General features: G+C 51.5%; 15 protein-coding genes and 1 tRNA gene. 10 read left to right on the top strand and 6 right to left on the bottom strand.

The genetic code is table 11. The features are described 5' to 3' along the window. Positions 1–4 precede the first annotated feature (4 nt). Genes NNO04_RS06285 through hemW form a run of 4 tightly spaced genes read left to right on the top strand, consistent with a single transcriptional unit; the run spans position 5 to position 2,589 of the window. Entirely contained in the window at positions 5–571 is a 567-nt protein-coding gene (locus NNO04_RS06285; RefSeq protein WP_271443943.1) for a YggT family protein, read from the top strand. Further along, on the top strand, positions 568–858 hold the full coding sequence (gene yggU / locus NNO04_RS06290) for a DUF167 family protein YggU (RefSeq protein ID WP_271443944.1): 291 nt from the start codon (positions 568–570) through the stop codon (positions 856–858). Before NNO04_RS06285 ends, yggU begins: the two co-directional genes overlap by 4 nt. Before the next feature lie 8 nt (positions 859–866). Then, complete coding sequence (locus tag NNO04_RS06295) at positions 867–1,460, top strand: XTP/dITP diphosphatase (RefSeq protein ID WP_271443945.1); 594 nt, start codon at positions 867–869, stop codon at positions 1,458–1,460. Continuing rightward, entirely contained in the window at positions 1,453–2,589 is a 1,137-nt protein-coding gene (gene hemW, locus NNO04_RS06300) for a radical SAM family heme chaperone HemW (protein ID WP_271443946.1), read from the top strand. Before NNO04_RS06295 ends, hemW begins: the two co-directional genes overlap by 8 nt. Before the next feature lie 32 nt (positions 2,590–2,621). On the opposite strand, the gene NNO04_RS06305 is transcribed toward hemW, so the two are convergent. The 5 genes from NNO04_RS06305 to trmB form a co-directional block, all read right to left on the bottom strand. Beyond that, positions 2,622–3,629: a DUF1202 family protein gene (locus NNO04_RS06305; RefSeq protein WP_271443947.1), complete on the bottom strand. Its 1,008-nt coding sequence runs from the start codon at positions 3,627–3,629 to the stop codon at positions 2,622–2,624. A gap of 132 nt (positions 3,630–3,761) precedes the next feature. Then, positions 3,762–4,808 carry an L-asparaginase 2 gene (gene ansB, locus NNO04_RS06310; protein ID WP_271443948.1) on the bottom strand — a complete coding sequence of 349 codons (1,047 nt, stop codon included), beginning with the start codon at positions 4,806–4,808 and terminating at the stop codon, positions 3,762–3,764. A 190-nt stretch (positions 4,809–4,998) separates the two neighbouring features. Beyond that, positions 4,999–5,718 carry a DUF2884 domain-containing protein gene (locus NNO04_RS06315; protein ID WP_271443949.1) on the bottom strand — a complete coding sequence of 240 codons (720 nt, stop codon included), beginning with the start codon at positions 5,716–5,718 and terminating at the stop codon, positions 4,999–5,001. Positions 5,719–5,770: 52 nt separating this feature from the next. After that, positions 5,771–6,097, bottom strand: coding sequence for a YggL family protein (locus NNO04_RS06320; RefSeq protein WP_061076322.1), 327 nt, complete (start codon positions 6,095–6,097; stop codon positions 5,771–5,773). Next, the gene (gene trmB / locus NNO04_RS06325) at positions 6,097–6,816 is read right to left on the bottom strand and encodes a tRNA (guanosine(46)-N7)-methyltransferase TrmB (RefSeq protein ID WP_271443950.1); all 720 of its coding nucleotides are present in this window, start codon (positions 6,814–6,816) and stop codon (positions 6,097–6,099) included. Before trmB ends, NNO04_RS06320 begins: the two co-directional genes overlap by 1 nt. 162 nt (positions 6,817–6,978) lie before the next feature. On the opposite strand from trmB, the gene mutY reads away from it, so the two are divergent. The 4 genes from mutY (at position 6,979) to NNO04_RS06345 (ending at position 10,947) form a co-directional block, all read left to right on the top strand. Further along, complete coding sequence (mutY, locus tag NNO04_RS06330; RefSeq protein ID WP_271443951.1) at positions 6,979–8,031, top strand: A/G-specific adenine glycosylase; 1,053 nt, start codon at positions 6,979–6,981, stop codon at positions 8,029–8,031. A gap of 27 nt (positions 8,032–8,058) precedes the next feature. Beyond that, positions 8,059–8,334, top strand: a complete 276-nt coding sequence (locus tag NNO04_RS06335; protein WP_192613456.1) for an oxidative damage protection protein — start codon at positions 8,059–8,061, stop codon at positions 8,332–8,334. Positions 8,335–8,387: 53 nt separating this feature from the next. Beyond that, entirely contained in the window at positions 8,388–9,473 is a 1,086-nt protein-coding gene (mltC, locus tag NNO04_RS06340; RefSeq protein WP_271443952.1) for a membrane-bound lytic murein transglycosylase MltC, read from the top strand. 217 nt (positions 9,474–9,690) lie between these two features. Then, positions 9,691–10,947 (top strand): nucleoside permease, encoded by a 1,257-nt coding sequence (locus NNO04_RS06345; protein ID WP_271443953.1) that lies wholly within the window; start codon positions 9,691–9,693, stop codon positions 10,945–10,947. Between the two features lie 52 nt (positions 10,948–10,999). Here NNO04_RS06345 and NNO04_RS06350 read toward each other — a convergent pair whose 3' ends face one another. Beyond that, positions 11,000–13,135, bottom strand: a complete 2,136-nt coding sequence (locus NNO04_RS06350; RefSeq protein ID WP_271443954.1) for an ornithine decarboxylase — start codon at positions 13,133–13,135, stop codon at positions 11,000–11,002. Between the two features lie 427 nt (positions 13,136–13,562). Between NNO04_RS06350 and NNO04_RS06355 the strand changes: the two genes are divergently transcribed. Both NNO04_RS06355 and NNO04_RS06360 read left to right on the top strand, forming a co-directional pair. After that, positions 13,563–14,270 carry a DUF554 domain-containing protein gene (locus NNO04_RS06355; protein WP_271443955.1) on the top strand — a complete coding sequence of 236 codons (708 nt, stop codon included), beginning with the start codon at positions 13,563–13,565 and terminating at the stop codon, positions 14,268–14,270. A gap of 105 nt (positions 14,271–14,375) precedes the next feature. Further along, positions 14,376–14,451 (top strand) — tRNA-Phe (locus tag NNO04_RS06360). Positions 14,452–14,528 lie beyond the last annotated feature (77 nt).

Consider the following 14,528-nt stretch of genomic DNA (forward strand, 5'->3'; position numbering starts at 1 on the left):
CGCCATGAACACGTTGACCTTCCTGCTCTCGACCGTTATTGAGCTGTATACCATGGTGCTGTTGCTGCGCGTGTGGATGCAGTGGGCTCGCTGTGATTTTTATAACCCGTTTTCGCAGTTTGTGGTGAAAGTTACTCAGCCTGTTATCGGGCCGCTGCGCCGTGTCATTCCGCCGATGGGTCCAATTGACAGCGCATCGGTCGTGGTCGCATTCATTATCAGCTTTATCAAGGCAATAGTGCTGTTTAAAGTGGTCACATTCCAGCCGATCATCTGGATTGCCGCCGTACTTATCGTACTGAAAACTATCGGCTTGCTGATTTTCTGGGTTCTGTTGCTGATGGCGATCATGAGTTGGGTAAGCCAGGGCCGCAGCCCGGTCGAATATGTGCTCATCCAGCTTGCCGATCCGTTGCTGCGCCCGATTCGCCGATTACTGCCTTCTATGGGCGGCATTGATTTCTCTCCGATGATCCTCGTGCTGTTGCTGTATGTCATCAACATGGGCATCGCGGAGATCTTACAGGCGACAGGTAACATGCTGCTGCCGGGGCTGTGGATGGCGCTATGAGTGCCGTTACACCCTGCGATGACGGTCTGGTGTTACGGCTCTATATTCAGCCGAAAGCCAGCCGTGACAGTATTGTGGGTTTACATGGCGACGAAGTAAAAGTCGCCATTACCGCACCACCAGTCGATGGTCAGGCGAACAGCCATCTGGTGAAGTTTCTCAGCAAACAGTTCCGCGTGGCCAAAAGCCAGGTCCTTATTGAAAAGGGCGAACTCGGCCGCCACAAACAGGTTAAAATCATTCATCCGCAACAGATCCCGCCAGAAATTGCGGCGTTAACTGATTAGGTATCCCTATGCAAAAAGTAGTCCTCGCTACCGGCAATGCCGGTAAAGTGCGTGAGCTGGCTTCGCTTTTGAGCGATTTCGGGCTTGATGTCGTGGCGCAGACGGAGTTGGGCGTCGACTCAGCCGAAGAGACCGGCCTGACCTTTATCGAGAATGCGATTCTGAAGGCTCGCCATGCCGCGCAGGTGACAGGTCTGCCCGCCATTGCCGACGACTCCGGCCTGGCCGTTGACGTGCTGGGCGGCGCGCCGGGTATCTATTCCGCACGTTATTCCGGTGAAGATGCGACCGACCAGCAGAACCTGGAAAAACTGCTGGATGCTCTGCAGGATATACCGGACGATAAACGCCAGGCTCGCTTTCACTGCGTACTGGTCTATATGCGCCATGCAGAAGACCCTACGCCGCTTGTGTGTCACGGTAGCTGGCAGGGCGTCATTACCCGTGAGGCGTCTGGCAACGGCGGTTTTGGCTACGATCCAATCTTCTTTGTGCCGTCTGAAGGTAAAACCGCTGCCGAACTGAGCCGTGAAGAGAAAAGCGCGATTTCGCATCGTGGACAAGCATTGAAGCTGTTGCTGGACGCCTTACGACATGGTTAAGTTGCCGCCGCTGAGTCTCTATATTCACATCCCGTGGTGCGTGCAGAAATGTCCGTACTGCGATTTCAACTCGCATGCGCTAAAAGGCGAGGTGCCGCACGACGACTATGTGCAGCATCTGCTGAGCGATTTGGATACTGAAGTGGCTTACGCGCAAGGACGTGAAGTAAAGACCCTTTTTATCGGCGGCGGTACGCCAAGCCTGCTTTCCGGCCCGGCGATGCAAACGTTGTTGGATGGCGTGCGGGCGCGCCTGAATCTGGCGGCGGATGCTGAGATTACCATGGAAGCGAATCCGGGCACGGTCGAAGCGGATCGCTTTGTTGACTATCAGCGCGCCGGGGTGAACCGTATCTCGATTGGCGTGCAGAGTTTTAGTGAACCCAAGCTACAGCGTCTGGGGCGCATTCATGGTCCGCAAGAAGCCAAACGCGCTGCAAAACTGGCAAGCGGACTGGGGCTGCGTAGCTTCAATCTCGATCTGATGCACGGTCTGCCGGATCAAACGCTGGAAGAAGCGCTGGGCGACTTACAGCAAGCCATTGCGCTTAATCCGCCGCATCTTTCCTGGTATCAGCTCACCATCGAACCCAATACGCTGTTCGGCTCGCGCCCACCGGTGTTACCCGATGACGATGCCCTGTGGGATATCTTCGAGCAGGGACATCGGTTATTAACCGCAGCAGGTTATCAACAGTATGAAACCTCAGCGTATGCGAAACCCGGATATCAGTGTCAGCACAACCTGAACTACTGGCGCTTTGGCGATTACATAGGCATTGGCTGTGGTGCGCACGGTAAAGTGACGTTCCCGGATGGGCGCATTCTGCGCACCACCAAAACACGTCATCCACGTGGCTATATGCAGGGGCGTTATCTCGAAAGTCAGCGCGATGTCGAAGAGGCTGATAAGCCGTTTGAGTTCTTTATGAACCGCTTCCGTCTGCTGGAAGCTGCGCCGCGCACTGAATTTACGCAGTACACCGGGTTGACTGAAGATACTATTCGTAAGCAGATCGATGAAGCTATTGCCCAGGGGTATCTGACCGAGTGCGAGGATGACTGGCAAATTACCCAGCACGGCAAGCTGTTCTTAAACTCCCTTCTTGAGCTGTTTCTTGCCGAGTGATTCTGGATGCGCCTGTGGGCGCATCCTTTCCGCTACTTGATGACTCCATTACGTCGCAATTCATCAGTCTCTTTTTTCCAGCGATCATAGCCTTCATTGATATCGTCAATCTTAATATGTAGATCCGTTTGCTGCATTTGCAGTTTAGCGACGGCCATCGTCAGCGGATACTGCCCTTTTTCATACGCGATCCAGTCGTTTTGCGCTTTACGACTGAGTTCTTGCGATTTCAGAAATACCTGCCGTCTCTGCTCCTGAATATCGAAATCTCTTTTCTGTTGAATAGGCGTCTCATAACACGTGTCACTCTGTTTATGACATGCGGCTAACGCGGGCTGATAAACGTCTTTTTCATATTTCTCGGCAAACGTATTACTGTCGTTCGCTTTTACAAAATCATCGCGCTCTTTAAACATCTTATGGAACGCATCTTCCCGGGTCAGTTTTTGACCGTCAGGACCTTTACCCCAATAAGCATCGGCCTCTTTTTTAGCGACAGCAATTTGTTTATCCAGTGATTTTATGTGTTCTTCGAGGCTTCCGATCGACTTTTTCTGCATGAGATACGCCGCATCGATTTGACTGAATCGGTAGTTAAAATCATCGTCATTAACGACCAGATATTTATCGCTGGTTTTAATATCAGCAATAACCCTTCCTTCATTACTGGCAGCTGCCTGGAATGAGTAATAGTTAACAGTCCAACCGGAGGCTGGCGTTCCTTTGCTGGTTAACATCGCGGAAAATTTAACGGGACGATCTCTTGTCCAGGTTCTTTCCACAAAATAATAATCTGCAGCCATACCGACACCGGTATAGAGATCATCACTGGAAGAAACATCGCCCTCGGCAGACCATGTGGCCTGGTTGCCTGTGGCATCAAGATTTTTTAAGGTGACAGAATTCAGTTTCAGCACGCCATGATACTGCTTACTAAACTGCTCTTTTAAGATGTGATCGGTGGGTTGAGCAACCTCCGCCCGGCTATAACCCGAAACCAACGTTAAAAGCGCGGCACCTGCTATCCATTGTCGAAACACTCGCGGACCTCCCGTCCAGAATAACGCTAACCGCAATAATCATAATCCTGTTGATAATTAGAAAATGAATAATTTAGGTGTTCGGGAGATTTTTCAGAAATTGCCCCAGCCAGCAGGCCGGGGCATAAACGATTAGTACTGGTTAAACATCGTCTGGATCTGTTTTGGATCTTTGGTTTGCGTGAGTGCCAGTTGCAACAGCACACGCGCTTTCTGCGGGTTCAGCGAACCAGATGCGACAAAACCGTACTTCGCATCATCGATTTCTGCATCCTGAGTCGTAGCACCGGTCGGTACGCGGGAAGAACGAACAACGACCGTCCCTTTATGCGCAGCCGTCGCCAGGGTATCGAAGATCGTTTTGTACAGGTTGCCGTTACCCACACCCGCACTCACAATCCCTTCATAACCAGCATCGACCAGCGCTTTTGCCGGCAGGTCAGACGCATTCGCATAGTTATAGATAATCCCTACTTTCGGCAATTCGTTCAACTTAGAGACATCGAACGGCGTGGCGGAAGTGTGTTTACGCGCCGGTGTGCGTTGATAGTCGATTTTGCCGTTGTGGATGTAACCCAGCGGTCCGTAGTTAACGGATTTGAAGGTAGCGACATCTGTGGTATTGGTTTTCGTGACATCACGACCATCCAAAACGGTGTCGTTCATCACCACCAGCACGCCACGGTTGGCAGAGGCTTTATCAGCCGCTGTTACCACAGCATTATAGAGGTTGAACGGACCGTCTGCGCTCATCCCCGTAGAGGGACGCATTGCCCCTACCAGCACGACCGGTTTGTTGCACTTCACGGTCAGATCGAGGAAGTAAGCAGTTTCTTCCATGGTATCTGTGCCATGAGTAATGACGAAACCATCGGTTTTATCGCACTCGGTATTGATCTTCTTCGCCAGCGTTAACCAGACTTCATCGTTCATATCCTGCGAACCGATATTCACGACCTGTTCGCCTTTCACCACAGCAATATCCTTGAGCTGAGGCACGGCATTCACCAGATTTTCAACGCCAACTTTACCGGCTGTGTAGTTCGATTTTGTTGCTGAGTCACCGCCCCCGGCAATCGTCCCTCCGGTGGCTAAAATCGTGACATTTGGTAAAGCGAGCGCGGCACCGCTGAAACCCATAACCAGTGCGGCAAGTGCCGTTTTCTTGAAAAACTCCATGTTATTTCTCCAGTTACGTAAAAAGTTGACGCATTATCGCAAGCCAGGAGATGAATAATGTGACGTCTTCCAATTAAACAGATAAATATGTCATCCGATGTATTGATTTTAGAGATGGATATCAAAATGAGGGAAAGAGACGAAACAAAACGGCACAAAAGCGTGCCGTTGCTTAAAAAAACAGAGAGGATTATTTCAGGCTACTGACCAACGCTTTGCGATTATCTTCCAGCGTCACGACGCGGCTACAGACATCTTTGCCAAACTGCTGGAAGTCTTTTTCCTGATTCTTCCATTCGTTTTGAATCGATGTTTGCAACCCTCCCAGGCTTCCCAGTACGCCCTGCAGCGGATTACCACCACCTTTGAGCACCGCTTTTGCGCCCATCTCATTGATGCTGTCCTGCAGAATGCCGCCCATCGCCTGATTCACCAGTTGCTGGCCATCCGCACGCACCTGCTCAATCGCCTTGTAGTGGAAGGTCAGGCCGTCCGTACGATGTTCGATAATACGGTTCATCTGCTCTTTCAGTTGCGCATCCAGTTTGGTCAGACGCCCGCGCATACTGCTGCTTTCACCCACTTCTTTGGCGATGATTTTGTCCAGCGCCACACGGCTTTTCTCTACCCGGTCTCTGGCGCCTTCATCGATCCACGGTAACGCGCTGCGTAATTCAGACTGGTAATCTTTCGCCTGTTCACGTTGTGCAGCACTCAGGGTGTACGGCTTATCGTTGAATGTCACGTTGCCGTCCGGCGTAATGACCAGGTTGCCATTTTCGCCTTTCACCTGCACTGTTTGCGGACTCAAAATAACATCGTCACGCGGCGTGACGCTGCATTTGTAATCTGCGTGTGCGGCCATCGCCGTGAACGTTAGGACTGCCGCCAGCAGCGTTTTGCGCATCATAACTTTCCCTCAAGACAAATCGGGCCAGCAAATGCTGGCCCCGTATGTTTTGTTAGTCCCACCAAACATCGAAAAGTTCGCTGGTGCGCACTTCTTCAAGTTTGTGTTCTTCCAGCCATTTACGGACTATCGCCTGATGTTCCTCAGTGCATTTACCGATTTCCTGCATGCAGATCAGACCTTCCCAGGCCAGATAACCGCTGCCGTCAAAGGCCAGTTTGTTCGGTTCAATGACGTCATTAATAAAATCATCAACGATTTTATCAACCTGCTCTTCAGATGTACCTTCCGGAAAACGCCATGCAACCGAAAATCCTAATTCCTGGAATTCGTCGATGTGCATTTTTTTACGCAAACGACGGCTACGGTTCTTTGCCATTATTTCACCCTCTCGAACATTAAGTCCCATACGCCGTGGCCAAGACGATGACCACGCTGTTCAAATTTGGTTACCGGGCGCGATTGCGGGCGCGGTACATAATCGTTGGTTTCAGACTGGTTTTTATACCCGTCTATAGAAGTCATCACCTCAAGCATGTGTTCTGCATAGGCTTCCCAGTCGGTCGCCATATGGAAAACACCGCCCAGCTTCAGCTTGCTCTTCACAAGTTCAGCAAACGGTACCTGAACGATACGGCGCTTATTATGACGCGCTTTATGCCACGGGTCAGGGAAAAAGAGCTGAACCATGGTTAAAGAATTGTCAGGAATCATTTTATGCAGCACTTCGACCGCGTCATGGCACATCACTCGCAGGTTCTCAACCCCTTCCTCATGGGCAGAGGCCAGGCACGCACCCACCCCCGGTGAATGTACTTCAATGCCGAGGAAATTCTGTTCCGGACGTTCTTTTGCCATCGCCACCAGCGATGCGCCCATCCCAAAGCCAATCTCCAGCGTGATCGGCGCTTCACGGCCAAACAGCGCGGCAAAATCCACAGGATCTTCGCTGAATTCAACGCCCATCACCGGCCAGTAGTTTTCCAGCGCGTGTTCCTGCCCTTTCGTCAGTCGCCCCTGGCGACGAACAAAACTACGAATACGGCGCAACGGGCGGCCGTTTTCATCAAATTCCGGTGAAATGACGTCGTTCTTCATAAAAGTTAAGTCTGCTTGTGATTGAGTTGCGAAAACGGGCATTATCCAAAGTTAGTTGGCGGATGCAAGTAAAGGAAGAAAGTCAGCACCGGAAAGTTCCGGTTTACACCCTGTTGCCTCTGTGCTGCAATCTGCCCCCCCAGCCAATATTAAGCGGTGACCATGCAAGCGTCTCAATTTTCAACCCAGGTATTGGGTTGGTACGATAAATACGGGCGGAAAACGCTGCCCTGGCAAATTGACAAGACGCCTTACAAAGTATGGCTCTCAGAAGTCATGTTACAACAAACCCAGGTTGCCACGGTCATTCCCTATTTTGAACGCTTTATGTCGCGCTTCCCCACGGTGACGGATTTAGCCAATGCGCCGCTGGATGAAGTGCTTCATTTATGGACCGGTTTAGGTTACTACGCGCGAGCGCGAAATCTGCACAAAGCGGCCCAACAGGTTGTCACACTACATGGCGGTCAGTTTCCTGAAACCTTTGATGAAGTGGCGGCACTGCCTGGCGTCGGGCGTTCTACCGCGGGCGCCGTACTCTCTCTCTCACTGGGCAAACATTTCCCGATTCTCGACGGCAACGTCAAACGCGTGTTGGCGCGCTGCTATGCGGTGAGCGGCTGGCCGGGAAAAAAAGAGGTCGAGAAAACGCTGTGGGATCTGAGCGAACAGGTGACGCCCGCCAACGGTGTTGAGCGTTTTAACCAGGCGATGATGGATTTAGGCGCGATGGTGTGTACGCGCTCAAAACCAAAATGTTCCCTTTGCCCATTACAAAACGGTTGCATCGCGACCGCCAACGACAGTTGGTCGCTCTACCCCGGCAAAAAAACGAAACAGACGCTACCGGAACGTACCGGCTATTTTTTGCTGATGCAGAATGAAGACACCGTGCTGCTGGCGCAGCGGCCTCCCAGCGGATTGTGGGGGGGATTGTACTGTTTTCCTCAGTTTGACGATGAGGATGGCCTGCGTAAGTGGCTGGCGCAGAGGCATATTAAAGCTGATAATCTCAGCCAACTGAATGCGTTTCGCCATACCTTCAGCCATTTCCATCTGGATATTGTGCCCATGTGGCTTCCCGTGTCTTCCTTCACCTCATGCATGGATGAAGGCAACGCGCTCTGGTATAACTTAGCGCAACCGCCGTCGGTCGGACTGGCGGCACCCGTGGAGCGTTTGTTACAGCAGTTACGCACCGGCGCTTTGGTTTAAGCCGTCGGTCGATAAAGAGGATAATTTATGAGCAGAACGATTTTTTGTACTTTCCTGCAACGTGATGCTGAAGGTCAGGATTTTCAGCTGTACCCAGGCGAACTGGGAAAACGCATCTATAACGAAATCTCCAAAGAAGCCTGGGCGCAGTGGCAGCATAAACAAACGATGCTGATCAACGAAAAGAAACTCAACATGATGAATATTGAGCATCGTAAATTGCTGGAACAGGAGATGATTAACTTCCTGTTTGAAGGCAAAGATGTACACATTGAAGGCTATACGCCGGAAGACAAAAAATAAGGGCTTAACCGCCCTTTTTCACATCTCATAACAACACAACACGCACTCCCGGAATGATGAAAAAATTTTTCGCGCTTGCACTTGTTGCGCCGTTGCTCATCTCCTGTTCCAGTTCGACCAACAAAGGCGATACGTACAATGAAGCCTGGGTCAAGGATACCAACGGTTTTGATATTTTGATGGGGCAATTTGCCCATAACATTGAAAATCTGTGGGGGTTCAAGGAAGTTCTGATCGCCGGTCCAAAAGACTATGTGAAGTACACCGATCAGTTTCAAACCCGCAGCCATATCAACTTTGATGCCGGTACCATCACCGTTGAAACCATTGCCGGAACCGATCCCGCCGGGCATCTGCGTCGGGCCATTATCAAGACGCTGTTAATGGGTGACGATCCGACGACCGTCGATCTCTATTCTGACGTCGATGATATTCAGATCTCCAAAGAACCATTCCTGTACGGTCAGGTGGTGGATCATACAGGCCAACCCATTCGCTGGGAGGGGCGTGCAACAAACTTCGCCGATTACCTGCTGAAAACCCGGCTTAAAAGCCGCAGCAACGGCCTGCGCATCATTTACAGCGTCACCATCAACCTTGTCCCAAATCACCTTGATAAACGCGCGCATAAATACCTCGGTATGGTGCGTCAGGCATCACGGAAATATGACGTCGACGAATCACTCATTCTGGCGATTATGCAGACGGAATCTTCATTTAACCCGTACGCGGTCAGTCATGCCGACGCGCTGGGTCTGATGCAGGTGGTTCAGCATAGCGCCGGGAAAGACGTTTTCCGTTCGCAAGGACGTTCGGGTACTCCAAGCCGCAGCTTCCTGTTCGATCCTGCCAGTAACATTGATACTGGCACCGCCTATCTGGCGATGCTCAACAATGTGTATTTAGGGGGAATCGATAACCCGACATCACGACGCTATGCGGTGATCACCGCCTACAACGGCGGCGCGGGCAGCGTGCTGCGCGTATTCTCCAACGATAAGATCCAGGCTGCTGCTATTATTAACAGCATGTCGCCGGGAGATGTTTACCAGACGCTGACCACTCGACACCCTTCTGCAGAATCGCGTCGTTATTTGTATAAGGTTAATTCGGCGCAAAAATCGTATCGCCGTAAATAGCCTCTCTACATCCCCTCCCGCCCTCCTGAAACCACGAGGGCGGGGGCATAAAAGTGTTAAGTCCATCACCCTTTTGCCTTGCAATAGGAAAATGTTTGCAAATATTTGTCACAGGTAACAAAAAACAAAGGTCTGTCGTTGATAGAATCACATCATATTGCAACGGCAAATGTGCCTTTTAGAACATTCATCCGCATTACGGTGTGAGGAAATTAACATGAATCTTAAGCTGCAGCTGAAAGTCCTCTCCTTTCTGCAGTTCTGCCTATGGGGAAGCTGGCTCACCACCCTCGGCTCGTATATGTTTGTCACCCTTAAGTTTGACGGTGCCTCCATCGGCGCTGTTTATAGCTCTCTGGGGATCGCCGCCGTCCTGATGCCTACGCTGTTAGGGATTGTGGCGGACAAATGGTTAAGTGCGAAATGGGTATATGCCATTTGCCACGCAGTTGGCGCCGCAACGCTGTTTATGGCAGCAGAGGTGACCACGCCGGGCGCAATGTTCTTCGTGATCCTCCTTAACTCGTTGGCTTATATGCCGACGTTGGGCCTGATCAACACCATCTCCTACTACCGTTTGCAATCTGCGGGAATGGACATTGTGACTGACTTCCCGCCAATCCGTATTTGGGGCACCATCGGCTTTATTTTTGCCATGTGGGGCGTGAGCTTCTCCGGCTTCGAATTGAGCCATATGCAGCTGTACATCGGTGCTGTCCTCTCCGTTGTTCTGACGCTGTTCACCCTGACGCTGCCGCATATTCCGGTCGCCAACCAGCAGAAAAACCAGAGCTGGACCTCAATGTTGGGTCTGGATGCCTTCGCGCTGTTTAAAAACAAGCGTATGGCGATCTTCTTCATCTTCTCAATGATGCTGGGCGCTGAACTGCAAATCACCAATATGTTCGGGAACACCTTCCTGCACAGCTTCGATAAAGACCCGCTATTTGCCAGCAGCTTTATCGTGCAGCACGCCTCGGTGATGATGTCGATTTCGCAGATCTCCGAAACCCTGTTTATCCTGACAATCCCGTTCTTCCTGGGTCGCTACGGCATTAAGAACGTTATGCTTATCAGTATCGTGGCGTGGATGCTGCGCTTCGGTCTGTTCGCATATGGCGATCCGACACCGTTCGGTACCGTGCTGCTGGTTCTGTCGATGATTGTTTACGGCTGCGCCTTCGACTTCTTCAACATCTCCGGCTCGGTGTTTGTTGAAAAAGAAGTCCGCCCTGAAATCCGCGCCAGTGCGCAGGGTATGTTCCTGATGATGACCAACGGCTTCGGGTGCATCCTTGGGGGTGTGGTCAGCGGGAAAGTGGTTGAGCATTACACACTGAACGGTATTACCGACTGGCAAACCGTGTGGCTGATTTTCGCGGGCTACTCTCTGGTTCTGGCCTTCGCGTTCGTCGCCCTGTTCAAATACAAACACGTTCGCACGCCAGCAGGCTCTCAGCCAGTGGCACATTAATTCTTCTCTGGCAAAAACGGGTCGCCTTTAGGTGACCCGTTTTTTTTCATGCTTACTTCAGCACGTAGCCATACAGACGCTTAATGCCGTCTGCGTCTGTTTCGCTGTACACGCCCTGTAGCTCTGGCGAGAAACCGGGTAACAGGTTTACACCCTCTTCCAGCGCCAGGAAGTAACGCTGGACCGCGCCGCCCCACACTTCACCGGGAACCACGCACAGAACGCCAGGAGGGTAAGGCAACGCCCCTTCCGCCGCGATACGACCTTCTGCATCGCAAATACGCACCAGCTCGACATCACCGCGGATAAACGCGCTGTTGGCATCCTGAGGATTCATCGCCACTTTTGGCAAACTCTCCTGACGGAACATCGCTTTTTGCAGATCTTTAACATCAAAACTGACATACAGATCATGCATTTCCTGACACAGTTCGCGCAGGGTATAGTCGCGATAGCGCACCGGGTATTTATTGAAGATGGTCGGCAACACTTCTGAAAGTGGCGTATCGTCTTCAATATGCTGTTCAAACTGCGCCAGCATCGCCACCAGTTGCGCCATTTTCCCGGCACTTTCCGCAGGCGTCAGGAGGAACAAAATCGAGTTGAGATCGCATTTCTCCGGCACGATGCCGTTTTCGCGCAGATAGTGCGCCAGAATGGTGGCGGGAATCCCAAAATCGGTATAACGCCCGGTTTCAGCATCAATGCCAGGCGTCGTCAGCAGTAGCTTGCAGGGGTCGACAAAATACTGATCGTCGGCATACCCTTCAAAGCCATGCCATTTCGCGCCGGGTTCAAAACTGAAGAAGCGACGCTCACTGGCAATTACCGCCGTGGGATTTTCCTGCCACGGTTTGCCGTCGACAACGGGAGGAATAAAAGGCAGAAGCATCTTACAGCTGGCGAGAATGGCTTTACGCGCTTCAATGCCCAGCGCGACACATTCAGCCCACAAACGACGACCGCTCTCTCCTTCATGAATTTTGGCGTTAACATCCAGCGCCGCAAACAACGGATAGAATGGACTGGTCGACGCATGGAGCATGAAGGCATTATTCAGCCGCTTATGCGGGCAGAAACGCGCCTGGCCACGAATGTGGTTATCTTTCTTGTGGATCTGCGAAGTTTGCGAAAAACCGGCCTGTTGTTTATGGACAGACTGGGTGACAAAAATGCCCGGATCGTTTTCATTCAGCTCCAGCAACAGCGGAGAGCCATCCGCCATCATTGAGATAAATTGCTCATAACCCACCCAGGCCGAGTCAAACAAGATGTAGTCGCAAAGGTGACCTATCTTATCGATCACCTGACGCGCGTTGTAGATAGTGCCGTCATAGGTGCCAAGCTGAATAATGGCCAGACGAAAGGGCCGCGCTTTATCTGCCTTTTCCGGCGCGACATTGCGAATTTGCTCGCGCAGATACGCCTCGTCAAAACAATGTTCATCAATGCCGCCGATAAAACCAAACGGGTTACGTGCCGCCTCAAGGTAAACCGGCGTAGCGCCCGCCTGAATCAGCGCACCATGATGATTCGACTTATGGTTGTTACGATCGAACAATACCAAATCGCCGCGTGTCAGCAGCGCATTGGTAACCACTTTATTCGCCGCTGACGTCCCGTTGAGCACAAAATAGGTTTTATCCGCATGGAATACTTTGGCGGCAAATTTCTGCGCGTGTTTCGCTGAACCTTCGTGGATCAGCAGATCGCCTAACTTCACATCGGCGTTGCACATGTCTGCACGAAACAGGTTTTCACCGAAAAAGTCATAAAAATGGCGTCCCGCAGGATGTTTTTTAAAAAACTCGCCATGCTGATGCCCGGGGCACGCAAAGGTACTGTTGCCCATCTCAACGTACTGGGTCAGCGTGTCATAAAATGGCGGCAACAGATCCTCTTCATAGCGACAGGCGGCAGACTCCAGCTCCAGCCAGTCCTGCGCGCTACCCGCAATGACCGCCTCGACGCCCGCAGGCGCATCTGTCATCTCTTCTGAGAACATAAATACCGGCAAATGAAAACCGGTACGTTTGAGCAGGGAAAGAATGCCGCTACGGCTGTCCGCAACGGTAATGACGACTGCCGCGACGTCGGTAAAATCGGTATTGTCCAGCGCCACCACATGACGATGAGTAGACAAGCAGGTTACCAGCTCACCGCTGGCGGCAATATTCATTGATTTCATAAGCACAAAAACCCGTTTCGGGAGTGTAAAAGCCCCGGACAAAGCACAATGGCCTTGCCGAACGATTTGTCGGGTCAAACTGGTCACCAGCTCCGACCGCCAGACATCAGTAAAAGCAGACACTATCTGATTTTACTGTTGTCCTGCAGTGAGCGTACGCTTCCCTCACCGCATGGCGAACGAATGTCGGGAGGTCACAGGCAAAGACAAGATTCGCGCGAAATGGCGATGTTGAAGGTGATGTGAGGGGAATACATTCATCCCAGGCAACCCCATTCAGACAGGAGAAAATTCGCGCAATCATGGCACCTTTCCCCAGGGGCTGCAAGATAAAATCCGTATGCATTCACTTTGCTAAGAAACCGCCATTAAACGCGATAATCAGGGCATAATAATGCAATCCGACAGTATAGTTATGGAAGCTAATATGGTTATTGGTCCTTTTATTAATGCCAGCGCCGTGTTGATTGGCGGTGTTGCCGGTTCACTTCTCAGCCAGCGTTTACCGGAACGTCTTCGCGTCTCAATGACCTCAATATTCGGTCTGGCCTCACTGGGTATCGGTATTTTACTGATCATCAAATGCGCCAACCTGCCCGTGATGGTGTTGGCGACTCTTATTGGCGCGCTGATTGGCGAAATCTGTTTCCTGGAAAGAGGGATTAACTCAGCAGTCGCAAAAGCGCAGCAACTGTTTAAGAAGCAGGGAAAAACGGCTGTCCACGACACCTTTATCCAGAATTACGTGGCTATCATTGTGCTCTTTTGCGCAAGCGGCACCGGTATTTTCGGCTCGATGCATGAGGGAATGACGGGCGATCCGAGCATCTTAATCGCCAAGTCTTTTCTCGATTTCTTTACCGCGATGATTTTTGCCTGCTCGTTGGGGATCGCGGTTTCCGCCATCTCTGCGCCAATGCTCGTTATCCAGTTAATTCTGGCCGCCAGCGCTGCGTTACTCCTGCCGCTCACCACCCCTGCGATGATGGCGGATTTTAGCGCCGTGGGCGGACTGCTCCTGCTGGCGACCGGTTTACGTATCTGCGGGATTAAGATGTTTGCTGTGGTGAATATGCTTCCTGCCCTGCTGTTGGCAATGCCGATCTCCGCCGCCTGGACCGCGTTTTTTGCCTGAAGATGCGTGCAATAACAGCAAAGTGGTGATAGATTGTGCAGTCTGCATTGATTTGAAGAAATTTCGTTGACGAAACGAGGCGGATCGGTTTTAATGCGCCCCGTTGCCCGGATAGCTCAGTCGGTAGAGCAGGGGATTGAAAATCCCCGTGTCCTTGGTTCGATTCCGAGTCCGGGCACCACTATTCTAAAGAACCCGCCCACAAGGCGGGTTTTTGCTATTTGGCGTTCCAGTGGATTTCTGGTCGTATTGACAGCA

It is taken from the genome of Citrobacter sp. Awk 4 (assembly GCF_028069725.1).
In the GTDB taxonomy this organism is placed as follows: domain Bacteria; phylum Pseudomonadota; class Gammaproteobacteria; order Enterobacterales; family Enterobacteriaceae; genus Citrobacter_D.